The sequence below is a fragment of the Photobacterium sp. GSS17 genome (assembly GCF_028621875.1).
Classification (GTDB): Bacteria; Pseudomonadota; Gammaproteobacteria; order Enterobacterales; family Vibrionaceae; genus Photobacterium; species Photobacterium ganghwense.
This window is the reverse complement of the sequence record NZ_CP117517.1, coordinates 2,102,722-2,125,780: the sequence shown is the minus strand read 5'-3', so window position 1 is coordinate 2,125,780 and position 23,059 is coordinate 2,102,722. Positions and strand designations below refer to the sequence as shown.

The 23,059-nt window shown below is 49.9% G+C and carries 15 protein-coding genes; 14 read left to right on the top strand and 1 reads right to left on the bottom strand.

The window, feature by feature from the left end; translation table 11 throughout:
* Nucleotides 1-4: 4 nt before the first annotated feature.
* The 6 genes from PGW97_RS09520 (at nt 5) to PGW97_RS09495 (ending at nt 6,735) form a co-directional block, all read left to right on the top strand.
* Nucleotides 5-1,087 (top strand): efflux RND transporter periplasmic adaptor subunit, encoded by a 1,083-nt coding sequence (locus PGW97_RS09520; protein ID WP_273857176.1) that lies wholly within the window; start codon nt 5-7, stop codon nt 1,085-1,087.
* A 476-nt stretch (nt 1,088-1,563) separates the two neighbouring features.
* Nucleotides 1,564-2,739, top strand: a complete 1,176-nt coding sequence (locus PGW97_RS09515; protein WP_047883551.1) for an amino acid permease — start codon at nt 1,564-1,566, stop codon at nt 2,737-2,739.
* 444 nt (nt 2,740-3,183) lie between these two features.
* A complete protein-coding gene (locus PGW97_RS09510) occupies nt 3,184-3,984 on the top strand; it encodes a DUF4922 domain-containing protein (protein WP_273857174.1) in 801 nt (266 codons plus the stop codon).
* Nucleotides 3,985-4,138: 154 nt separating this feature from the next.
* Nucleotides 4,139-4,888, top strand: coding sequence for a nicotinamide riboside transporter PnuC (gene pnuC / locus PGW97_RS09505; RefSeq protein WP_273857173.1), 750 nt, complete (start codon nt 4,139-4,141; stop codon nt 4,886-4,888).
* A 2-nt stretch (nt 4,889-4,890) separates the two neighbouring features.
* Nucleotides 4,891-5,622, top strand: a complete 732-nt coding sequence (locus tag PGW97_RS09500) for a nucleoside phosphorylase (RefSeq protein WP_273857172.1) — start codon at nt 4,891-4,893, stop codon at nt 5,620-5,622.
* Between the two features lie 432 nt (nt 5,623-6,054).
* On the top strand, nt 6,055-6,735 hold the full coding sequence (locus tag PGW97_RS09495; RefSeq protein ID WP_273859656.1) for a Crp/Fnr family transcriptional regulator: 681 nt from the start codon (nt 6,055-6,057) through the stop codon (nt 6,733-6,735).
* Between the two features lie 265 nt (nt 6,736-7,000).
* Here PGW97_RS09495 and fusA read toward each other — a convergent pair whose 3' ends face one another.
* On the bottom strand, nt 7,001-9,088 hold the full coding sequence (fusA, locus tag PGW97_RS09490; RefSeq protein WP_047883556.1) for an elongation factor G: 2,088 nt from the start codon (nt 9,086-9,088) through the stop codon (nt 7,001-7,003).
* 802 nt (nt 9,089-9,890) lie between these two features.
* Between fusA and PGW97_RS09485 the strand changes: the two genes are divergently transcribed.
* The 8 genes from PGW97_RS09485 (at nt 9,891) to PGW97_RS09450 (ending at nt 22,935) form a co-directional block, all read left to right on the top strand.
* Nucleotides 9,891-11,702, top strand: a complete 1,812-nt coding sequence (locus PGW97_RS09485; protein ID WP_443147102.1) for an extracellular solute-binding protein — start codon at nt 9,891-9,893, stop codon at nt 11,700-11,702.
* A gap of 3 nt (nt 11,703-11,705) precedes the next feature.
* On the top strand, nt 11,706-12,791 hold the full coding sequence (locus PGW97_RS09480) for a microcin C ABC transporter permease YejB (protein WP_273857171.1): 1,086 nt from the start codon (nt 11,706-11,708) through the stop codon (nt 12,789-12,791).
* Nucleotides 12,791-13,813 carry an ABC transporter permease gene (locus tag PGW97_RS09475; RefSeq protein WP_047883559.1) on the top strand — a complete coding sequence of 341 codons (1,023 nt, stop codon included), beginning with the start codon at nt 12,791-12,793 and terminating at the stop codon, nt 13,811-13,813. Before PGW97_RS09480 ends, PGW97_RS09475 begins: the two co-directional genes overlap by 1 nt.
* Nucleotides 13,814-13,848: 35 nt before the next feature.
* A complete protein-coding gene (locus PGW97_RS09470) occupies nt 13,849-15,441 on the top strand; it encodes an ABC transporter ATP-binding protein (protein ID WP_273857170.1) in 1,593 nt (530 codons plus the stop codon).
* Between the two features lie 228 nt (nt 15,442-15,669).
* Nucleotides 15,670-17,169, top strand: a complete 1,500-nt coding sequence (gene zwf, locus PGW97_RS09465; protein WP_047883651.1) for a glucose-6-phosphate dehydrogenase — start codon at nt 15,670-15,672, stop codon at nt 17,167-17,169.
* A complete protein-coding gene (gene pgl, locus PGW97_RS09460; protein ID WP_047883561.1) occupies nt 17,166-17,888 on the top strand; it encodes a 6-phosphogluconolactonase in 723 nt (240 codons plus the stop codon). The genes zwf and pgl overlap by 4 nt, the downstream gene beginning before the upstream one ends.
* A 12-nt stretch (nt 17,889-17,900) precedes the next feature.
* A complete protein-coding gene (gene gnd, locus PGW97_RS09455) occupies nt 17,901-19,349 on the top strand; it encodes a decarboxylating NADP(+)-dependent phosphogluconate dehydrogenase (protein WP_207103603.1) in 1,449 nt (482 codons plus the stop codon).
* A gap of 472 nt (nt 19,350-19,821) precedes the next feature.
* Nucleotides 19,822-22,935, top strand: coding sequence for an efflux RND transporter permease subunit (locus PGW97_RS09450; RefSeq protein ID WP_273857169.1), 3,114 nt, complete (start codon nt 19,822-19,824; stop codon nt 22,933-22,935).
* Nucleotides 22,936-23,059 lie beyond the last annotated feature (124 nt).

Genomic DNA, 23,059 nt, shown 5'->3' with positions numbered 1-23,059 from the left:
GATAATGAACAGGAAAAAAGGTCTGTTGACAGTCGCCGCGTTTACCGCGCTCGGCGTATTATTTTTCGCCATTTCCGGTGGCTTTGTCACTAAATTGGGAACGGAGAACCAGCCACTACCCGGGGAACCGCTTGCCGGTCGTGAAACTGTCAAAGTCAGTATGACGCAAATCCCGGTTCAGCAAAGTTACATCGGAACCATAGTGGCAGATCAGCAAGCGACATTGTCGGCCCGTCTCACTGCGCAGGTGGCTGATGTGCTGGTGGATGTGGGGGACAAGGTTAAGGCTGGTGATATTCTGTTACGACTGGACAACCTGGATCTGGATGCGAGAGTACGGCAGACCGAACAGGCACTGGCCAGTGCACAGGCACAACTGAATGTTGCACGAAAAGAATTTAACCGGATGCAGTCGCTGATGGCGCGGAAACTGGTGGCACAATCACAACTGGATAATGCCCTGAGTACGCTTCAGACCGCGCAGGCTGAATTGAAACGGCAGCAGGCATCCTTGGAAGAAGCACAAACCACTTACGGCTACAGCATTATTGCGGCTCCTTTTGATGGAGTCATCACCCAGAAGAATGTACACAAAGGAGATATTGCATCCCCCGGCGTTGCCATGCTGAGTTTGTATAATCCGCAAACGCTGATGCTGGAAAGTTCGATACCGGCCAGCGAGCGGCATTTATTGCAACTGGGCCAGCGGTGGCCGATGGTATTGCCTGCTCTCAAACAGGAACTGGAAGGGGAAATAAAAGAGATCACGCCGGCATCCGATACCGGGTCACGCAGTGTGATTGTTAAACTGGCTTTACCCTTATCCGCACTTCAGCCTGAAAGGCAGCTTTACCCCGGGATGTTTGGCCGGGTGACGATTCGAACAGGTGAACAGGCTGTATTGCTGATTCCACAATCAAGCCTCTATCGTATCGGACAGCTGCAATATGTGAAAATTGTTGAAGAGGAAAGAGTCGTGCCCAGGCTGATAGAAACACGCCCGTATAAGGCCGACAGTGTCGTTGTGCGTAAAGGCCTCACTGTAGACACTGTGTTACTCACTCATCCCGGTAAAATGGCAAACTAACACCAGCCAATCCTTCCTGAGCTATTTCTGGTAAGTCATAAACCACCACTCAACGGTAACCACAATTGGAATCTAAGATTTCAATTGTGGTTGTTGTGATTTGTACTTCAGCTATATAAGTTGCTACTTGACCAAACAAAATAAGGGTATTCATTGGATGAATACCTGACATGCAGGGATATATCGTTTTTTGGAGTACGATAAATGAACAATCAGTCTACGGGATGCGCACAGCTTCCTGTCCTCAGTCATACCTCTCATCGCGTAGCGAACGCTTTTCTTTACACTTTTCCTTCCAAAAGTTTCCAGTTTTACGGTCGCGTATCTGCTTTACAACTTGGTCAGTTTTTTAAATAACCACCTATACTGATCGTTGCTGTATTTTTTATACATAAAAATCAGTCACTTATATAAATATTAATGGATTGTCGCGTCATTTATTGGCGGCGAGCAGACACAACAGAAGAGATAGCATTGTGAAACTGAAGTTACTTGGAAGTTCTCTAATCATTGCAGGGACTGCACTTGGTGCAGGTATGTTAGCCATCCCGATGGTACTGGCCCAGTTTGGTCTGGTATGGGGCACATTGTTTATGGCGATGATCTGGCTGGGTACAACCTATGCAGCCTTATTGTTGCTGGAAGCCAGCATTAAAGCTGGTGGCGGCCTTGGTATGAATACCATAGCCCGTAAAACGCTGGGTAAGGGCGGTCAACTGGTCACGAATGGCCTGTTATATGCCTTGTTAGTGTGTTTGCTGATGGCGTATATCATCGGTGCCGGGGATTTGCTCAACAAACTGTTGGCAGGTGTGAATGTTGAAGTCAGTAATACACAGAGCCAGATAGCTTTTACCGTGATTGCCGGTGCAGTGGTGGCGGCTGGTACAGCTGTTATCGATAAAATCAACCGTGTGCTGTTTGCCATTATGGTGGTGATGCTGGGTCTGACTCTGCTTTCATTGGTTCCGGGTATTTCTCTGGATAACCTGATGACTGCAACCAGTGACAGCAAAGTGGCTCTGGTTAAAACCAGTTCAGTCCTGTTCACCAGCTTCGGCTTTATGGTGGTGATTCCTTCTCTGGTTACTTACAACAAAGACGCCAGCCATACTGAGCTGCGTAACATGGTGATCTTTGGCTCATCGATTCCGCTGGTTTGTTACCTGTTGTGGCTTTATGCAGCAATGGGCAACCTAAGTGCAGAGCAAATGGTTGATTTTGCAAGTGTTTCTGAGCTTATCTCCGCATTGGGTGCACAACACAGCATGATCAAAGTCATTCTGTCGGTCTTTACCGGCCTGGCACTGCTGACGTCTTTCCTGGGGGTGGCAATGGCACTGTTTGATCAGAACCGCGATATTTTACGCCAGAACCGAGCTGTCACTTATGTCGTCACTTTTATTCTGCCATTGGTTGGCGCCTTGGCCGCGGCGGACAAGTTCCTGGCTGTACTGGGTTACGCGGGCATCATTCTGGTATTCCTGGCCATTTTCATTCCGATGGCAATGACAGTGAAACTGCGTGGACAGGATGAATCAAACTTCATGGTAGATACCAACGGCATGATCTATCAGGTAGGCGGTGGCCAACTGGCTATGGGACTGAGCTTCCTGTTCGGGTGTTTTCTGCTGGGTGCCGAGTTGATCTAATTGGGCGATAAAACCTAACAAAATACTAACAAAAAGCATCGTGGAAAGAGGCGTTTACCTTAGGTAAACGCCTTTTTTATTGGCTTGGAGTGGCAAGATGCGACCAAACAAAATTGCCGATAGAAATCTCAGTGACCAAACAAAGATTCCATGCTGCTTTTGGAGTACTTTAGGGAATAGGGTAAAGCAGCAAATCCAATGGCAGTGATAATACAAACTTTCATATGGTGCGGCTATACCCTGCGCAAACATCGATTTAGAGGTAAAATCTCAAAGTGTAAACTTAAAAATACACCATTGATTTTGGTTGTGCCCCTGTAAAAAAGGATAAATGAGATAAACGTGCTACTGCCTAAAAAGGCAGGTTTTTACCTCGCATCAAGGTAGATAAGGCTTTAAAAATACGAGTATAGTGAAGGCATAAGACACAAAAGGATAGAAAGCATGTTCTGGAACAAGGCTGAGGGCGTTGCTGCCCGTGCGCTGGCCCTAGGTGAGCTGATGCCGATCACTACTGAGGCTCAGGTCATTGAGGAAGACAATATTCGCTTTTTGGGCCATGTTGTGACGGCCAATGCGGGGAAAAAGCCGATTGCGAGTAAAGCCCCGATTGATAGCCAAGCAAAAGTGAACCCGTTTTTACCTTATGAACCTGATTTGTATGTCGCCGAGGCCGGTGAAAACTATGTGTGTCTGCTAAATAAGTTTCCTGTGCTTTCACCCCACCTGCTGATTTGCTCCAAAGCGTTTATCCCTCAGGTTTCCGCACTGACGATCGCGGATTTTGAAGCCTGGATACTCGGGTTTGATAAGGACGATGTACTGGGCTTTTATAATTGTGGCCCTGTCGCCGGAGCCAGTCAGGCTCATCGTCATATGCAGCTGGTTAAAACAGACATCCCGCTAGCGGCAAGGATTAAAAGCGGTCAGTTACCTTTCAAACACGAGCGTTATCTGATGGATGCGTTTGATGCCTGCACTTTACATAAAATGTATTTACATGCTCTGGCGGCTTTGGATATTGGGCCAGATGCCAAGGGGGAATGTCGACCATATAACCTGTTATTGACCCGGGAATGGATGTTAGTACTGCCACGCACTACCAACAATATTGAAGGTGTGTTTGCAAACGGTATTAATTACAGCGGCCGTTTCCTGGTTAAGCGAGAGAAGCAACTGGCATGGCTGAAAGAATATGGTCTGATGAACTACCTGACCCATTGTGGCGCTGTCAGCGAGATCTAGTCAGTAAAGCGATCAGCTCGATATCAATCAGAAAGCACAAATGTGCTGATTTATGACCTCCGGCAAACCCGGGCGGACAAATGTCCTCATCCTTTCAAACAGGTGCTGTTTACAATAGCACCTGTTTTTATTCCAATAACAAAAGGGTAATGAGATGGACTTGACCGCTTTTTTTGATATCAACAATACTCTGGTAACTATCCCTATCGGTGGCGGTTACGCGATGTCGTGGATCGAAGCGATTGGTACCGTATTCGGTTTACTGTGCATTTGGTACGCCAGTCAGGAAAAAACCATTAATTACCTGTTCGGGTTAATTAATGTCACGCTTTTCGCCATTATTTTTTATCAAATCCAGTTGTACGGCATCCTGTTGCTTCAGTTGTTTTTCTTTTGCGCCAATGTGTATGGCTGGTATGCGTGGACCCGACCTGCTTCTGATACAGGGGAGCGGTTGGAGGTTCGTTGGTTGAGCAAGCAGAAGCTGCTGGGAACCGCAGTAATCAGTACGTGTTCTATCGCTTTACTGACACTCTATATTGATCCGTTTTTTGCGATGCTGGCTAAACTGGCCGTTAATACACTCAACCTGTTTGGGGCTGAGTTAGCTCATCCAGTCTTGGAACCGGATGCGTTTCCGTTTTGGGATTCGACCATGACGGTATTGTCGGTTGTAGCACAGATCCTGATGACTCGTAAGTACGTTGAAAACTGGATCCTATGGGTGGTGATTAACGTAATCAGCGTTGGTATCTATGCGGCACAGGGTGTGTATGCCTTGTCTCTGGAATACGCGATTTTGCTATTTATTGCAGCAAACGGTACCCGAACCTGGATGAAAACGGCGAAACAGAACCAAGAAAAACAATCCTCGCAACAGGCGGCACCTGAGGCTTCGGTATGACTATGAGTAAACAACCCCATATCGCAGTCAGTGCTGAGCAGGTATCGGAACGTGTGATTGTCTGTGGTGAGCCTGATCGGGTCAACCGTATTGCTGCCTTGCTGGATAATTCTGAATTACTGGCTGAAAACCGTGAATACCGTGTGATGCAAGGACAGTATCAGAACACAATGATCACCGTATGCAGTACTGGAATTGGCGCACCGTCAGCACTTATCGCGCTTGAAGAACTGGTGAAGTGTGGTGCCAGGTATCTGGTTCGGGTAGGCTCAGCCGGGGCGTTACAACCTGATATTGGGTTAGGAGAGGTGATTGTGGCAGAAGGAGCGGTCCGGGACGAAGGGGGCTCGAAAGCGTACGTTGAAGCCGGATTTCCTGCAGTGGCAAATCCACACTTGTTGGTTGCTCTGGACTCGTATCTGCAGCAAAGTGGCGCTGTGTTCCACCGGGGAATCGTTCGTTCTCATGATAGTTTTTATACCGATGAGGAAGAGAATATTTGCCGCTATTGGCACCAGAAAGGCGTGCTGGGCGCAGACATGGAAACGTCGGCACTTTTAACGGTGGGTAAGCTGCGGGGGCTGAAAGTGGCATCAATACTCAATAACGTGGTGCTGTATCAGCAGGATGTCCAGGAAGGCGTGAGCCAGTATGCCAATGACGACGACCAATTGATGCAGGGTGAACAAATTGCCGTTAAAGCGGCCCTGCATGCGTTGGTTTCGCAGCCTTAGTGGCACGAGATTAGTGGCATGAGATGAGTGTAAGCCTGCTGACTTTTGAAAGTAGAATGCTCCGCGAAGGGAGTAAGTTGCCGATTTGCTCTGCTATAGCAGCTTAACGCTGGTAAAACTAAGCCTGACTCTGTGTCGGGCTTTCTTTTTATCTGGCGCGTTTTTCCAGGCCGTTTATGGTCATGAACAAAAATCACAGCTTCCAATGCATTCCTCTCGTGCTGAATTTTTTGTTTTTCCCCTTATGTGTTCCCCCCTCTGTTTTGATTTATTTTGTCTGGTTTTTATTTTGACTGCTTGAGTTCCGAGCTATGAAGGGCTAGGGCTTGAGGTAAGCGAGGCAGTGATTGTGACCGACTGCATTGTGCCAGCGGAGTGGTTTCGCTAGCATGCAAAGTATCTTTTCTACAAATATTCATTTGCTGTGTATCTATGCAATTAAAACCTTATTCAACAGGGCGGTTTACTGAGCATTTAAACTCACTTTATCCTGCATTTCGTGAGGCGTTTTATCGGTGTCGTATTGCCAGCCAGTATTTCCAGTCAGGTGATGTGCTTCTAAGACAGGGACAGGTAGTAGAGAGCCTGTATCTTGTGTCTGGAGGGAAGGTCTCCATCAACATGTCTGCGGTGAACGGACGCCGTTTTCAGCTGGGGGAAGTTGATTGTGATTACCATGTTTTTGGCGAAATGGAATTATTTAACGGTACCTTTTGCCAATGGAGTGTGGTAGCAGAAGAGCAAATTGAAGTGGATGTTATCAGTCTGCAGGCAGTCGCCGACTTACTGACTGAGCGCCCTGAGTTTTCACTGTTTTTTGCCAGTGCACTGGCGTTTGATTATCAGGATTCACTGGCAATATCGACTCATCGCCTTTTGCACCCAATTACTTATAACATTGCTTATGACTTATGGCATCGTCAGCAGGAAAGTGTATTACTAGGTGCGTTTGAAAAATCCGGGCTTGAAGCAGAGCGGTTTGGCACATCTGGTCGGGTTTATCGCCGGGCAGTCAAAGAGCTGATAGATAAGAATCTGATAGAAAAGCAGGGCCAGGAACTTAGAGTGAAGGATATGGCAGCATTAAAGCGATTTCTGGATACCTTTGAATAGCGGTGAAAGAAAGGAGGCTGAGTCGTTGTTTGTTCTTTAGCTTGGCATATCAGTCGTTTTAAGCCTTGGTACCTTATGTTTTGTTGCCAGAATTAACCTGACTGCTTGGACTGCTTGGACTGCTTGGACTGCTTGGACTGCTTGGACTGCATGAGTGCACATGCCATGAAGGCGGGTTCGAAACGCAACGAGACTATCATTCAGACAAAGAAAAACCCGGTTGCCGAAACAACCGGGTTTTTTAACACTTAAAGTAATTTAACAATTACTTCTTAGCGTTTTTCTCTTTCTGAGCAGCGATTACTGATTCAGCAACGTTCGCTGGACATGGAGCGTAGTGTGCGAACTCCATAGAGAACTGACCACGACCAGAAGTCATTGTACGCAGAGAACCGATGTAGCCGAACATTTCAGACAGAGGTACGTCACCTTTGATACGTACGCCAGTCACGCCAGCTTGTTGGTCTTTGATCATACCACGACGACGGTTAAGGTCACCGATTACGTCACCAACGTGATCTTCAGGAGTGAACACGTCAACGTGCATGATTGGCTCTAGAAGCTGTGGACCAGCTTTAGGCATAGATTGACGGAATGCACCTTTCGCTGCGATTTCAAATGCGATTGCAGATGAGTCAACTGCGTGGAAGCCACCGTCGAACAGCTCAACTTCAACATCAAGAACAGGGAAGCCCGCTAGAGGACCAGTGTTCATCATGCCTTGGAAGCCTTTTTCTACTGCAGGCCAGAATTCTTTAGGAACGTTACCACCAACAACTGTTGATGTGAACTTGAAGCCTGAACCTTGCTCGCCTGGCTTGATGCGGTAGTCGATCTTACCGAACTGACCAGAACCACCAGACTGCTTCTTGTGCGTGTAGCTGTCTTCAACTGGCTTAGTGATAGTCTCACGGTAAGCAACCTGTGGCTGACCAACAACCAGGTCAACGCCGTAAGTACGCTTCAGGATGTCTACCTTGATGTCCAGGTGAAGTTCACCCATACCTTTCAGGATAGTTTCGCCAGTTTCTTCATCAGTCTCAACCTGGAATGATGGATCTTCTGCAACCATCTTACCGATCGCGATACCCATCTTCTCAGAACCGCCTTTGTCCTTAGGAGCAACAGCGATAGAGATTACTGGTACTGGGAAGATCATTGGCTCAAGAGTACATTCGTGCTTAGGATCACACAGAGTGTGACCAGTCTGAACGTTCTTCATACCAACGATAGCGATGATGTCACCAGCTTGTGCTGAAGTCAGCTCGTTACGGTCGTCCGCTTGCATCTCAACCATACGGCCGATACGCTCAGTCTTACCAGTAGCGGCGTTCAGGATAGTGTCACCCTTAGCCAGTTTACCAGAGTAGATACGTACGAAAGTCAGGGCGCCGAAACGGTCATCCATGATCTTGAACGCAAGTGCGCGGAATGGTTCGTCTGCAGATACAGTTGCAACTTCACCAGTTGCCTCACCAGTTTCTTTGTCAGTCAGTGGCTGAGGATCAACTTCTGTTGGAGCTGGCAGGTAGTCAACAACTGCGTCCAGAACAAGCTGGATACCTTTGTTTTTGTACGCAGAACCACAGAAAGTAGGGAAGAACGCCAGGTCACGAGTACCTTTACGGATACAACGCTTCAGTTCTTCGATAGAAGGCTCTTGACCTTCCATGTAAGCTTCCATCAGGTCGTCGTCCTGCTCAACAGCAGTTTCAACAAGCTCTTCACGGTAAGCTTCAACTTCGTCAACCATGTCAGCTGGAACGTCTTGGATTTCGTAGTTTTCTGGCAGACCAGAGTCATCCCAAACGTATGCTTTACGGTTCAGGATATCAACAACACCTACGAAGTCTTCTTCACGGCCGATTGGCATAGTCATAACTAGTGGAGTCGCGCCAAGTACGTTTTTAACTTGATCAACTACGTTGAAGAAGTCCGCACCCATACGGTCCAGTTTGTTAACGAAGATCAGACGAGATACGTTTGATTCGTTCGCGTAACGCCAGTTAGTTTCAGACTGAGGTTCAACACCGCCTGAACCACAGAATACACCGATACCACCGTCAAGTACTTTCAGAGAACGGTATACTTCAACTGTGAAGTCAACGTGTCCCGGAGTATCGATTACGTTCAGACGGTGATCGTTCCAGAAACAGCTCACTGCTGCAGACTGGATTGTAATACCACGCTCTGCTTCCTGCTCCATAAAGTCAGTAGTAGAAGTACCGTCGTGAGTATCACCGATCTTGTGGATCTTACCAGTCAGCTTAAGGATACGTTCAGTAGTGGTAGTTTTACCCGCATCAACGTGCGCGAAAATACCAATGTTTCTGTATTTAGATAAATCTGTCATTGTTTTTCTCTATAAACAATTACTGTCACTATTCGGTGGGGGAGTATATCACTGATTTAGACAAACATGACATAGTTCATTTACGATAAAATGAACATTTGCTTGTTTTTGCTCCGTCTTTTCAGGATTTACGGCTCAAACGCTCAATAAATCCACTGGGATATCTGCCATAACATTTTGTGTTATCTGGCATGTGCAATCCTACTCCGTGCTGACATGTGAGTGTTTTCCATCGCTTGATGGCCTGTTTAACAGGCAGCATGATGCCGTAAATCCACTTTTATCAGTGAATCGACCCATTGCCGTCACTTTACAAATCGGCTTAATTCTAGCTGTTATCCGCTTTGCCTACCAGTCGTGAAAGCAGCAGTTTTTCGGCGTCATCATATATTCATGCTATGTATCACTGAAACCATGCAACCCGAGACTTTTGCTGGGTATCACTGCTGGCGTCATGCCCCTATAAGACAAGAAACTTCCTGTGTTTGCACCTGTGTTTGCACCTCTGTTTACCTGTGACAAGCTGGTTTTTCAGAAGGCCGAAAAGGTACGTGTTCACCCGGTTTTATACGTAACCTACGGTAAATGGATGTTTCAGACTGTAAGAATGAAAGGAAGAGAAAACGCAGAGAACACCGGCGGAATTTGTCGGTTTCCGGATCGTAGCCTATCGTAAAAATATACCAAGTTGACTTTTTCTGACGTTTAAATCTGGCCGTAAATGAAGATGTTGTACCGGCTTGTTTGTTTACGAGGCGGCAAAAACAGCTTGTCAGGTCAGGTCATGTACAGGGAGGGATGGATGTTAAAGACCACCTTGGCGGTATTGATGATAGGCTTGCTGACCGGTGCCGCACAGGCTGACGTCATTGAATCTCGTGCTCTGGTTGGGTTTGGCACCGCCAAATACCCGCCGGACTTTACGCATTTTGATTATGTGAATCCACAGGCCCCCAAAGGCGGCAATGTAGTCTATGCCGAGGTCGGAACCTTTGACAGTTTTAACCGCTATGCCTCGCGGGGTGTGTCAGCTGCTGGCAGCGACACCATCTACGATACCCTCTTTTATTCTGCCGCCGACGAAATTGATACCGCCTATCCTCTGATTGCGGAGAAAGTCAGGTACAGTGATGACTATGCCTGGATGGAGGTCGATATCAATCCGGCCGCCCGCTTCCATGACGGGCACCCGATAACCGCTGAGGATGTGGCCTTTACGTTCGATAAATTTATGGCGCAGGGAGTTCCGCAGTACAAGGTTTACTTCAAGGATGTTAAATCGGTTATCGCCAAGTCCACACTGACTGCCCGTATCGAGATGACCAAACCGAATCGCGAGATTTTGTTGGCGTTGGTGCAGGGAATGAATGTATTACCGAAGCATTATTGGCAGGATAAAGATCTGAGTGAGCCGCTGAACACCCCACCTCTGGGCAGCAGTGCTTATAAAATCAGTGACTACAAGCCGGGACAAAGCGTTTCCTACACCTTGGTACCAGATTACTGGGCCAAAGATTTACCGGTTAATGTGGGGCGCAATAATTTCGAGACTGTCCGGTATGACTACTACCGGGATGAAACTGTCACCCTAGAGGCATTTAAAGCCGGGGAATACGACATCCGGGAAGAAAACGTCGCTAAATTCTGGGCCACCCTGTATGAAGGCCCCAACTTTGACAAAGGCTTTATTGTAAAAGAAGAAATTCCGCATCAGATACCGCAGGCGATGCAGGCGTTTGTCTTTAATATTCAGCGTCCGGTGTTCAATAATCCGAAAGTTCGCGAGGCACTGTCTTACGCCATGGACTTTGAGTGGATGAATAAGGCCCTGTTCTACGAGCAGTACACCCGGACCCGCAGTTATTTTCAAAATACCGACTACGAAGCCAAAGGGTTGCCGTCTGCCGGTGAAGTGGCTGTTTTAGCCCCGGTCAAAGAGAAAATCCCGGAAAGGGTGTACGCCGAGGAATACCAGCCGCCGATGACCGATGGCTCTGGCCGTATCCGTTCCCAGTTGCGTACTGCGCTGGCACTAATGAAAGAAGCAGGATGGGAGGTGCGGGATAAGGTAATGACTAACGTGAAATCCGGAGAGCCATTCACCTTTGAGCTGCTGATGTACAGTCCGTCGACAGAACGTATCGCGATTCCGTTTCAGAAAAATCTCAAGCTACTGGGCATCGATATGCGGCTGAGGACTGTCGATACCACCCAGTATATTAAGCGGGTACGCGATCGGGATTTTGACATGGTGTCTTCCGGCTACAGTGCAAATGCTTACCCCAGCCCTAATTTGCTGATCGCCTGGAACAGCAAGTTTTTAGACAGTACTTATAACACTGCCGGGGTCACGAATCCGGCTATCGATTACCTGACTGAACAGATTGCCGAGAATCAGGAGAACCCGGACAAGTTACTGGATTTGGGACGGGCTCTCGACAGGGTGTTGCAGTGGAATTTCTACGTCATTCCGCAATGGCACATCAGTCAGTTTCGGGTCGCCAGCTGGGATAAATTCTCGCGGCCAGCCATTCGACCCAAATATGCGCTCGGTAAAGATACCTGGTGGGTTGATCCCGCCAAAGTTGCCAAGCTACCGGAAAAACGGCGCTAGCGTATGACCGCATATATTATCCGGCGCTTATTGTTGGTGATTCCGACCCTCTGGGCGATCATCACCATTAACTTTTTTGTGATCCAGATTGCGCCCGGCGGGCCGGTGGAGCAGGCCGTGGCGCAGTTGGAAGGGCACGGCTCCGGTATCATGGAGCGCTTTTCCGGTGGCGGGAAAGAAGTTGGCGCGCCCGAGCCGGCAGAAAAGGCATCCGGCTATCGTGGTTCGCGCGGGTTGGATCCGGAAGTGGTGGAGGCGATAAAAAAACAGTTTGGTTTTGATAAGCCGCTGCATGAGCGTTACTTCGACATGCTCAAAAATTACGTCACCTTCAATTTTGGAGACAGTCTGTTTAAGGGCGGAAATGTCATCGATCTGATTATTGAGCGGCTGCCTGTGTCGATTTCGCTGGGGTTATGGAGCACCCTCATCATTTATCTGGTCTCGATACCGCTCGGGATCGCCAAAGCTGTCCGGCACGGCTCCCGGTTTGATGTCTGGAGCAGTGCGGTGGTGATCGTCGGTTACGCCATTCCGGGCTTCCTGTTTGCCATTTTGCTGATCATTTTTTTTGCCAGCGGCAATTACGTCAGTTGGTTTCCGCTGCGGGGGCTGGTGTCTGCCAACTTCCATGAGCTGGCCTGGTATCAGCAGATTGCTGACTATTTCTGGCACCTGACGTTGCCCATCCTGGCCATGGTTATAGGGGGATTTGCCACGCTGACCATGCTGACCAAAAACTCCTTTCTCGATGAAATTAATAAGCAGTATGTCGTTACCGCCAGGGCGAAAGGGCTGGACGAACAGCGCATCTTGTATCGGCATGTGTTTCGTAATGCCATGCTGATTATCATTGCCGGGTTCCCGGCGGCTTTTATCAGTATTTTCTTTACCGGCGCGATGCTGATTGAAGTCATGTTCTCATTGGAAGGCATTGGGTTACTGGGCTTTGAAGCGACGATACAACGGGATTATCCGGTGGTCTTCAGCTCGCTCTATATCATGACGCTGCTCGGCCTGTTGTTGAATATTATCTCGGATATCACTTATACCCTGGTGGATCCACGCATTGATTTTGAGGCACGCTGATGGCTGTGAACCCTCTGACAAGAGAGCGATGGGCGCGCTTCCGGGCACATAAACGCGGCTACTGGTCAATGTGGTTTTTTCTGTTGCTGTTTGTCGTCAGTCTCTTCGCAGAGTTTATTGCCAATGACAAGCCGCTGTTGATTCGGTATCAGTCGGCGTGGCTGTTTCCTGTTTTTACCGCGTATCCGGAAACCCGTTTTGGAGGAGAGTTTCAGTCTGAGGCTGACTACACCGACCCTTATGTGGCGGAGTTAATAGAGGCCGATGGCAAAATCTACTGGCCGCTTATCCGCTTTAGCTACGATACCATCAACTATAACCTGGAGGGACCGGCACCTTCGCCGCCGGATCATGTGAACTGGCTCGGCACTGATGATCGGGGGCGGGATGTATTGGCCAGAATCATCTACGGGTTTCGAATCTCTGTTCTGTTTGGATTTGCGCTGACCATTATCTCCACCATTATCGGCGTGATTGTCGGCGCGTGCCAGGGCTATTACGGAGGCTGGACAGATTTATTCGGTCAGCGGTTTATTGAAGTCTGGTCGGGGATGCCGACCTTGTTCCTGCTGATTATTCTGTCCAGTTTCGTCGAGCCGAATTTCTGGTGGCTGCTGGGGATCATGGTGCTGTTTAGCTGGATGGGACTGGTTGGGGTGGTGCGGGCGGAATTTTTGCGCTGCCGGAACTTTGATTATGTGCGGGCGGCACAAGCGCTGGGAGTCGGTGACGGACGCATCATGCTGCGGCATATGTTACCCAATGCCATGGTGGCATCGTTAACCATGATGCCGTTTATTCTGAGTGGCTCGGTGACTACATTGACGTCACTGGATTTTCTGGGGTTTGGCTTGCCAGCCGGTTCCCCTTCATTAGGGGAGCTCTTGGCGCAGGGGAAAGCCAACTTGCAGGCTCCTTGGCTGGGATTGTCTGCTTTTGTGGTGTTGTCGCTGATGCTGAGTTTGCTGGTGTTTGTCGGTGAGGCGGTACGCGATGCCTTCGACCCCCACCATCAAAGTTAATTCATGGCAGCGATAAACTATGTCAGATGAGAATTATGACCAAAGCACTGTTAACGATTAAAGATCTGTCGGTCGGGTTTCAGAGCGGCAAAACGGTGTCACAGGTAACGGACAATGTCAGTCTGACCTTGCGGCGCGGCGAAACGCTGGCTCTGGTGGGGGAGAGCGGGTCGGGAAAATCGGTAACGGCCAATGCCATCCTGCGGTTGTTGCCCAAAGCCAGTGCCCGGTATCTGTCCGGTGAGGTACTGTACGACGGGAAAAACATGCTGCACTGCAGTGAACGGGACATGCGCCAGTTACGCGGCAATTATATCGGCATGATTTTCCAGGAACCGATGATGTCACTTAACCCGTTACACAAAATTGGTCGCCAGCTGTGCGAAACCTTGGCCATTCACCGCGGTATGCGGCCACAGGCCGGAGAAAAGCTGGCACTGGAGTGGCTGCAGAAAGTCGGGATACGCGATCCGGAGAAAAGGCTGCAGGCTTATCCTCATGAGTTGTCCGGCGGTGAGCGCCAGCGTGTGATGATAGCAATGGCACTGATTAACGAACCGGACTTACTGATTGCCGATGAACCAACCACAGCGTTGGATGTGTCGGTGCAGGCACAGATTTTGGACTTGCTGAAAAAGCTGCAAAAAGAAATGGGTATGGCGATGTTGTTTATTACCCATGATCTCAGCATCGTGAAAAAAATTGCCGATCGGGTCGCGGTCATGCAGTTGGGCAAGGTGGTGGAAACCAACAGCCGCAGCGAGATTTTTGATAACCCGCAAGATCCTTACACCATCAAACTGATCCATTCCGATCCTTCCGGTTCCCCTGTGCCGGTGAAGGGGAATGCTGAACCGGTCTTCGAAATCGAAAAACTGCGGGTCTGGTTTCCTATCAAAGGCGGCGTTCTTAAGCGGGTACAGGATCATATCAAAGCCGTGACGGATGTGAGTTTTGTGCTGCGCCGCGGGCACAGCGTTGGTTTGGTCGGAGAGAGCGGGTCGGGTAAATCTACCACAGGGATGGCGATTTTACGGTTGCTCAGCAGCGAAGGTGTGATCCGGTTTGATGGTCACGAGATTTCCCGGTTAGGCCGCAAAGGCATGCTTCCGTACCGGAGTAAAATGCAGGTGGTATTCCAGGATCCTTTTTCGGCGCTTAATCCGCGGATGTCTGTTGCGCAGATCATCGGTGAAGGGCTGAAAGTACACCTTGCATTGTCCCCAGAGGAGGAAGACCGGGTAATCTGTGAGGCGATGCGCGAGGTCGAGCTTGACCCAGAAACTCGCCACCGATACCCGAATGAATTTTCCGGCGGGCAGCGTCAACGCATTGCGATTGCCCGCGCGTTAGTCTTAAAGCCTGAATTTATTTTGCTCGATGAGCCGACTTCATCACTGGATCGCACGGTTCAGTTTCAGGTGCTGTCTCTTTTAAAATCCCTGCAGGAAAAATACGGGCTCAGTTACCTGTTTATTAGCCATGATTTAAATGTGGTTAAATCTTTATGCCACTACACGTTAGTCTTGAAAAACGGGCAAGTTGTGGAGCAGGGGGACACGGAAACCTTATTTTCACAGCCGCAACATGCTTATACCCGCCATCTTGTCGCTTTATCGACCACTTAGGTGGTAATACCTGCCACGTCAGGCTAGGCATACAGTCAGTTCTGCCGCATAATGGGGCGCCCAAAAGGCGCAAATGTCACTGCCGACTAAAATATGAGCAGATTTAGATTTTACCTATCGCTCTCATAGGTAAAATCGACTGTTACTTTTTTTTCTTAGTGATAACATTCGCAACACTAATAAAATGAATTACTTGTCCTGATGGATTCAGGCGAGTGGGAAAGCATTATGATTAAGCCTGAAAATAATTGTATCGTCATCTTCGGGGCGTCAGGGGATTTGACCCAACGCAAATTGATCCCAGCCTTCTACCACCTCTATGCGAACGGATTGCTATCTGAAGAGTTTGCAATTTTAGGGGTAAGCCGCACACACTACTCGGATGAGGAATTCCAGCAAAAGCTGAAAGCGTCCCTTACCGCGAACGAGAAAGTGGATCCGGAAACACTTGATGCTTTCTGTCAGCGTCTGCACTATCAAGCCATTGATACTTCAGATGTTGAAGATTACGCCAATCTTAAAAATCGTCTTGAAGATATTGAACAGGCTTATCAGACAGGCGGCAACACCACCTTCTATCTGGCGACACCGCCAAGCCTTTACAGCGTGATCCCGCAATGTCTAGCTCACTACGGTCTGAATACAGAAGATCACGGTTGGAAGCGCCTCATTGTAGAAAAGCCGTTTGGTTACGACCTGGCGACCGCTAAGCAACTCGACAAAGACCTTCACGCTCACTTCCAAGAGCACCAAATCTACCGTATCGACCACTACCTGGGTAAAGAAACCGTTCAGAACCTGCTGGTATTCCGTTTTGCCAACGGTATGTTCGAGCCGCTGTGGAACCGTAACTTTATTGATTACGTTGAAATCACCGCTGCTGAATTCCTGGGCGTGGAAGAGCGTGGCGGATACTACGACGGTGCCGGTGCGGTACGTGACATGTTCCAGAATCACTTGCTTCAGGTGCTGGCGATGGTTGGCATGGAACCCCCTGCCGCTATCAATGCAGACTCCATGCGTGATGAGGTCATGAAAGTCTTCAAGAGCCTTAAACCGCTGTCTGAAACTGATCTGCATAACAACCTGGTACTTGGTCAGTACACCGCTTCTGAGGTTCGTGGTGATCATCTGATCGGTTACCGTGAAGAACCGGGCGTAGCGGAAGATTCCCGTACCGAGACTTACGTTGGCCTGAAAATGTTTATCGACAACTGGCGTTGGAACGGCGTTCCTTTTTATGTCCGTACGGGTAAACGTTTGCCAACACGGGTGACGGAAGTGGTGATCCACTTTAAAAAGACCCCGCACCCGGTATTTGGCGCTAACGCACCGGAAAACAAACTGATTATCCGTATCCAGCCGGATGAAGGCATCCTGATGAGCTTTGGCCTGAAAAAACCAGGCGCGGGCTTTGACGCGAAAGAAGTGTCGATGGATTTCCATTACGAAAGCCTGGAAGAAACCCATATGCTGACAGCGTATGAGCGTCTGCTGCTGGACTCAATGAAAGGGGACGCCACCCTGTTTGCCCGCTCAGATGCCGTGAACGCCTGTTGGCAGTTTGTTCAGCCGATCCTGGACTACAAAGAAAATCCTGAGCACCTTTACGGTTACGCTGCAGGTACCTGGGGACCCAAAGAAGCAGACGAGCTTCTGGCGCGTGACAACCGCGAATGGCGTTTCCCATGTAAGAACCTGACCAATACGGATTATTGTGAACTATGAGTAAGATGAACTACCACGTTTTTGACAGCTCACAGCAGGTTGTTGAAGCGCTGGCGAAAAGCATGCAGGAATACAGTGAACTGGGCCGTCCGGTTCATATCTCCCTGTCGGGGGGCAGCACGCCTTCGCAGCTGTTTTCGTTCCTGGCAGCCTCTGCTTACGCCACCTCTATCAACTGGCAGAACCTGCACTTCTGGTGGGGCGATGAACGTTGCGTGGCACCTGAAGACGAGCAGAGTAACTACGGTCAGGCGAAAGCCCTGTTATTTGATCACATCGAGATTCCGGCGCAGAACATTCATCGCATTCGTGGCGAAGAATTTGCAGCAACGGAAGTAACGCGTTTCGCCGAAGAGATGTTGGACGTCATTCCACATAAAGACGGTGTGCCTGAGTTTGACTGGATTCTGCTGGGTATGGGTACCGATGGCCACACGGCGTCTCTGTTCCCGGGCCAGACTGATTACGAGTCTAAAGAGATTGCGATTATTGCGGCTCATCCGGAATCACGTCAGATCCGTGTGTCGAAAAGCGCCCACCTGCTGGCACACGCCAAACGTATTACCTATTTGGTACTGGGTGCAAGTAAAGCCCCGGTCATTAAAGAAATTGCTGAACAAGCCCCGGCTGCAGAGCAGTATCCTGCAGCAAAAGTCATCGCGAAAGATGGCATTACCGAGTGGTATTTAGATTCAGAAGCAGCCAAAGAGCTGGCATAAGGAGAAGTTAGAATGAAAGCTGATATTGGTGTTATCGGACTGGCAGTAATGGGTCAGAACCTGATCCTGAATATGAACGATAACGGGTTTAAAGTGGTTGCCTACAACCGTACCGTTGAGAAAGTGGAAGAGTTCCTGAACGGTGCAGCAAAAGGCACCAACATTGTCGGTGCAACTTCTCTTGAAGATTTGGTGAGCCAACTGGCAACGCCGCGTAAAGTCATGCTGATGGTGCGTGCGGGTGATGTGGTGGATCAGTTCATCAACAACCTGGTTCCTCTGCTGGAAGAAGGCGACATCATCATTGACGGTGGTAACACTAACTACCCTGATACTAATCGTCGTGTTGCGGCACTGCGTGAAAAAGGTATCCGCTATGTGGGTGCCGGTGTATCAGGCGGTGAAGAAGGCGCGCGTTTCGGACCATCTATCATGCCGGGCGGCGATCCTGAAGCATGGCCACACGTAAAACCGATCTTCCAGGCGATTGCTGCGAAAACCGACAAAGGTGAAGCGTGTTGTGACTGGGTAGGTAATGACGGCGCTGGCCACTTCGTGAAAATGGTTCACAACGGCATCGAATACGGTGACATGCAGCTGATCAGCGAAGCGTACCACTTCATGAAAGAAGGTCTGGGTATGTCTCACGATGAGATGCAGCAGATCTTTGCTGAGTGGAACAAAACTGAGCTGGACAGCTACCTTGTAGAAATCACGGCTGAGATCCTGGGTTACAAAGACGAAGACGGCGAGCCGCTGGTCGAGAAAATTCTGGATACCGCAGGCCAGAAAGGTACTGGTAAGTGGACAGGCATTAACGCCCTGGATCACGGTATTCCGCTGACGTTGATCACTGAATCTGTGTTTGCGCGCTGCCTGTCTTCTTTGAAAGATCAGCGTGAAGAAGCCGAAAAGCTGTTTGATAACCCAATCAGCCACATCGACGGTGACAAGGCTGAGTGGTTGGACGCGCTGCGTCAGGCACTGCTGGCGTCAAAGATCATCTCTTACGCACAAGGCTTTATGCTGATCCGTGAAGCGTCAGAATCTAACAACTGGTCACTGAACTACGGTAACGTAGCGCTGATGTGGCGTGGTGGTTGTATCATTCGCAGCGCATTCCTGGGTAACATCCGTGATGCTTTTGATACGAATCCTGAGCTGGCATTCCTGGGTCTGGACCCATACTTCAAAGATATCCTGCAAGGCTGTCTGCCAGCATGGCGTAAAGTGGTCGCGAAGTCATTTGAAGCAGGCCTGCCAATGCCATGTATGTCTTCTGCCCTGACGTTCCTGAACGGTTACACCACAGCTCGTCTGCCAGCGAACATGCTGCAGGCACAGCGTGACTACTTTGGTGCGCACACTTATGAGCGTACTGACAAGCCACGTGGTGAGTTCTTCCACACCAACTGGACGGGTAAAGGCGGTAACACGGCATCGACAACGTACGATGTGTAATTAATCCTCAGGATTGATTTTACCCTCAAAAAGCGCAGGCCCTTGGTCTGCGCTTTTGTCATTTTTGACCCATTTCACTCATTCCCCAATCATTATCTCGTTAAAATCCCTGCACTTTTTATAAAAAAGACAAGCAAAACTCTGTCATCACTGACTTCGTCTGATATCTTGTGTTGCTTAAATGTGATTAGTTTGATTGAAAAGTGTTGCGTTAAACGTCGGTGTTTGCCATGGAACAGGTAAGCCGAACTCCCAAATGTCTTTTTCATTCTCCGCAGCCTGATGACTCAAAAGCACATTTAAAAGCACGTTCAAAAACACGATCAAAAGTAGCGCCAAACGAAAAGACACACCACGCAAAGACATAAAGACATAAAGACATAAAGACAAATACACAACACAAAGCCGCTGCAGGCGTGCTCCGAAAATCACAGAGCATGCTTAACAGCGAACACTAGACAGACAGGAAGTTATGTTTCTTACTCGTTATGCCATAGCGCGGCCGGCAGTGATCGCTGTCGCCGTAGCGCTGACCGTCCTGTTCGGGCTGCTCAGTATTCGAACCTTACCCATCCAGCTGTTTCCCGATATTACCCGTCCCCAGTTAGCCATCACGGTGTACTGGCACGCCGCTGCGGCCGAAGAAATGGAATCGGAAGTGGCTGAGCCGCTGGAGCAGGTGCTGCAGGGGCTCTCCGGCAATAAGCACATTTTTACTGAAGCCGGAAACGGCAGGGTGGAAATCGGGCTTGAATTTGAGCTTGGGACGGACATGGAAAAGGCGATGATTGAGGTCATCAGCCGGATCAATCAGGCGTCTAATCTGCCCGGTGATATCGACGGCCCGTTTCTGCACAGCGGTTCGAGCAATGACACCTTGACTTCACTGTTTCTGCAGCAACTGCCCGGCAATAACACACCGATTGTGGCGTATCAGGATATGGTTGACAGCCAGATTAAACCTCGGCTGATGGCGATTGAAGGGGTATCGCAGGTTGAGGTCAATGGTGAGAGTGAGCGTCAGGTGGAAATCCGGTTTGACCCATATCGGCTGGCAGAGCTGGGGATCACCGTACCCGAACTGGTTCAGCGAATTTCCGCAGGAAGAGATGCCTCTGCCGGACAGCTGGATATAGGCCGGAAAGAGTACAAGCTGAGATTTGCCGGGCGTTACAGTATCAACGAATTTGGCGACATGGTGGTTGCATGGCGTGACGGCCTGCCGGTTTATCTGCGGGATCTGGCAGACGTTGAGATTCGCCGTGCTGAATCGCGAACGCTTCGGGTGCAGAACGGTAATCCGGCCATTAACATGTCGGTGAATAAAGAGAGTGGCGCGAATGCCCTCGAAGCCCTGCTGCGGGTCAAAGCAGAGATGCAAGCCCTGAATGACGAGGTGTTGATCCGAAACGGTATCCAGCTGGAAATGTCTTACGATGCCTCAGTGTTTATCCTGCGGGCGCTGAACATGGTCAGCGGCAATCTGATGTTTGGCGTCTTTTTGTCGGTGGCGATTTTATGGGGCTTTATTCGCAAGGCGCGAGCCACGCTGATCATTGCTCTTTCCATTCCGGTCAGCATTCTGCTGACGGTATGCGTACTCAAATTGACAGGCCGCACCCTTAATGTCATTTCATTGGCCGGGCTGGCGTTTGCCGTCGGTATGGTGCTCGATGCGGCAATTGTGGTGCTGGAAAACATTATTCGGTTGCGGGAAAAACAGACTCAGCAGCGGCAAACCGGTTCAGTGGATGACTTGCATCAGCGCGAAGATCTGGCCGAGCAGGGTACGCAACAGGTCTGGAGTGCTCTTCTGGCATCAACTCTGACGACGGTGGCGATTTTCCTGCCGATTCTGATGCTCAACGATGTCGAAGGTCAGCTGTTTGCCGATCTGGCGATCACCATTGCAGTGGCGGTCACGATGTCGATGTTGGTGGCGGTGACAGTATTGCCTGTGGCGGCATCGCGCTGGCTGACGGACAGCGCGCTGAGTGACAGCTATGTGACGATGTGGAAACAGATGGCTGGTATGAGTATGCGACTGACAGCCACACCGCTGCGGCGGGGACTGGTCGTGATGATACTGCTTGCGTTGCCATTGGGACTGACCCGCCTTGGTATGCCCAAAATGGATTATTTGCCCGATGTGAAGCGTGATGCCGTCGATGTGTGGTTCTCCATTGCGCCGGGCATAGGGATTAACACCGTGCGTGATGAGGTGATGAATACCATGGTCGAGCGGCTGCGTCCTTATATGAACGGCGAGCAGGAGCCGGCACTGAAAAACTACTATTTCATCATGTGGCCGGGCGGCGCGGTGATGGGGGTGAGGGCGGTTGATCAAAACCGGATTAAAGAGCTGGAAGCGCTGGTACGGGAAAAAATTACCGTGGGCTTGCCGGATGTGGAAGCTTTTGCCCGCCAGGGCTCACTGTTCGGCAACTTCGGCTCCGGTAAAAACATCGACGTGATGCTGAAAGCCAATGACATGGCCTCGTTGTTTCAGTCAGCCAAAGAAGCGAAAGCACTGATTGAGAAGGCAATGCCGGAAGCACAGGTCTGGGTTAATGGTTCGCTGGAGTTTACGGCGCCGGAACTGCGTCTGATTCCCAATGATCGCCGTCTGGCGGAAGTCGGCTGGGGGCGGGGTGATCTGCCTGCTGTGATTCGCTCGCTGGGTACTGGCATGATGCTCGGCAACTTTTTTGACGGCAGTGAGCAACTCGATATGGTGTTACTGACCCAGAAAGTGACCTCGCCGGATGAGCTGAGTGCCATCCCACTGGCAACACCGTCGGGAGCGATTGTGCCGCTGGGGGAATTGCTCCGGGTTGAAACCGTGCTGGGCCCGCAGTCTATCGACCGGATTGATGGCAAACGGGCGTTGGTGCTGTCAGTTGTCCCGGATTCAGATATGACGCTGGAATCGGCTATGGAAGAGATGCAGGGCAGCGTCATGGGGCAGATTGAAAACATCCTGCCACCCGGCGGCACGGTTGAATTCTACGGAACCGCTGACAGTCTCAAGCAGGCCATAAATAATATGTTGGCGATTTTTGCTTTTGCACTGTGCATTTTACTGCTGCTTCTGTGGGGATTGTTTGGCGCGCTGCGCGATGCGTTGCTGGTGATTCTGACTTTGCCTCTGGCCACGGTGGGCGGTGTGGTCGCCATTCAGGTGATGCACTATCTGGTGGATCAGCCGGTGGATTTGCTGACGATGATTGGCTTTGTGATCCTGCTGGGGCTGGTGGTCAATAATGCCATCCTGCTGGTGCACCAGACCAGAACCAGTGAGAAAGCCGGACTGTCCCGGGATCAGGCGGTGGAGGACGCATTGTTACGGCGTATTCGCCCGATCTTTATGACGACGCTGACCAGCGTATTCGGGATGTTACCGCTGCTTTTAAGTCCGGCCACCGGTAGTGAGATTTACCGTGGTCTGGCTGCGGTGATTGTCGGCGGTATGCTGGTCAGTACGCTGTTCACACTGATTCTGCTGCCAGCGTTACTGCGAATGGGGAAAGGCGTAATGCACGAACGTGACGCGGCGGAACACATGATAAGACGTAACACCTATTAAAAGAGAAGGGGCTCAGCGTCATCACATTTAGCCTGAACCAGCAGTGGGAAAAACACCACTGGCAGATTGAGCGCTGCGCTCGGTTCCTGAAGCCAGCCAATTTTTATCAATGATGCATTGTCTG

Bases quoted from the DNA above. Each gene is read 5' to 3' on its own strand.
- PGW97_RS09500 (WP_273857172.1), top strand. From the start codon at position 4,891: ATGAGTAAACAACCCCATATCGCAGTCAGTGCTGAGCAGGTATCGGAA.
- PGW97_RS09470 (WP_273857170.1), top strand. From the start codon at position 13,849: ATGACCAAAGCACTGTTAACGATTAAAGATCTGTCGGTCGGGTTTCAG.
- pnuC (WP_273857173.1), top strand. From the start codon at position 4,139: ATGGACTTGACCGCTTTTTTTGATATCAACAATACTCTGGTAACTATC.
- PGW97_RS09495 (WP_273859656.1), top strand. From the start codon at position 6,055: ATGCAATTAAAACCTTATTCAACAGGGCGGTTTACTGAGCATTTAAAC.
- fusA (WP_047883556.1), bottom strand. From the start codon at position 9,088: ATGACAGATTTATCTAAATACAGAAACATTGGTATTTTCGCGCACGTT.
- PGW97_RS09485 (WP_443147102.1), top strand. From the start codon at position 9,891: ATGTTAAAGACCACCTTGGCGGTATTGATGATAGGCTTGCTGACCGGT.
- PGW97_RS09450 (WP_273857169.1), top strand. From the start codon at position 19,822: ATGTTTCTTACTCGTTATGCCATAGCGCGGCCGGCAGTGATCGCTGTC.
- PGW97_RS09520 (WP_273857176.1), top strand. From the start codon at position 5: ATGAACAGGAAAAAAGGTCTGTTGACAGTCGCCGCGTTTACCGCGCTC.
- zwf (WP_047883651.1), top strand. From the start codon at position 15,670: ATGATTAAGCCTGAAAATAATTGTATCGTCATCTTCGGGGCGTCAGGG.
- PGW97_RS09510 (WP_273857174.1), top strand. From the start codon at position 3,184: ATGTTCTGGAACAAGGCTGAGGGCGTTGCTGCCCGTGCGCTGGCCCTA.
- gnd (WP_207103603.1), top strand. From the start codon at position 17,901: ATGAAAGCTGATATTGGTGTTATCGGACTGGCAGTAATGGGTCAGAAC.
- pgl (WP_047883561.1), top strand. From the start codon at position 17,166: ATGAGTAAGATGAACTACCACGTTTTTGACAGCTCACAGCAGGTTGTT.
- PGW97_RS09475 (WP_047883559.1), top strand. From the start codon at position 12,791: ATGGCTGTGAACCCTCTGACAAGAGAGCGATGGGCGCGCTTCCGGGCA.
- PGW97_RS09480 (WP_273857171.1), top strand. From the start codon at position 11,706: ATGACCGCATATATTATCCGGCGCTTATTGTTGGTGATTCCGACCCTC.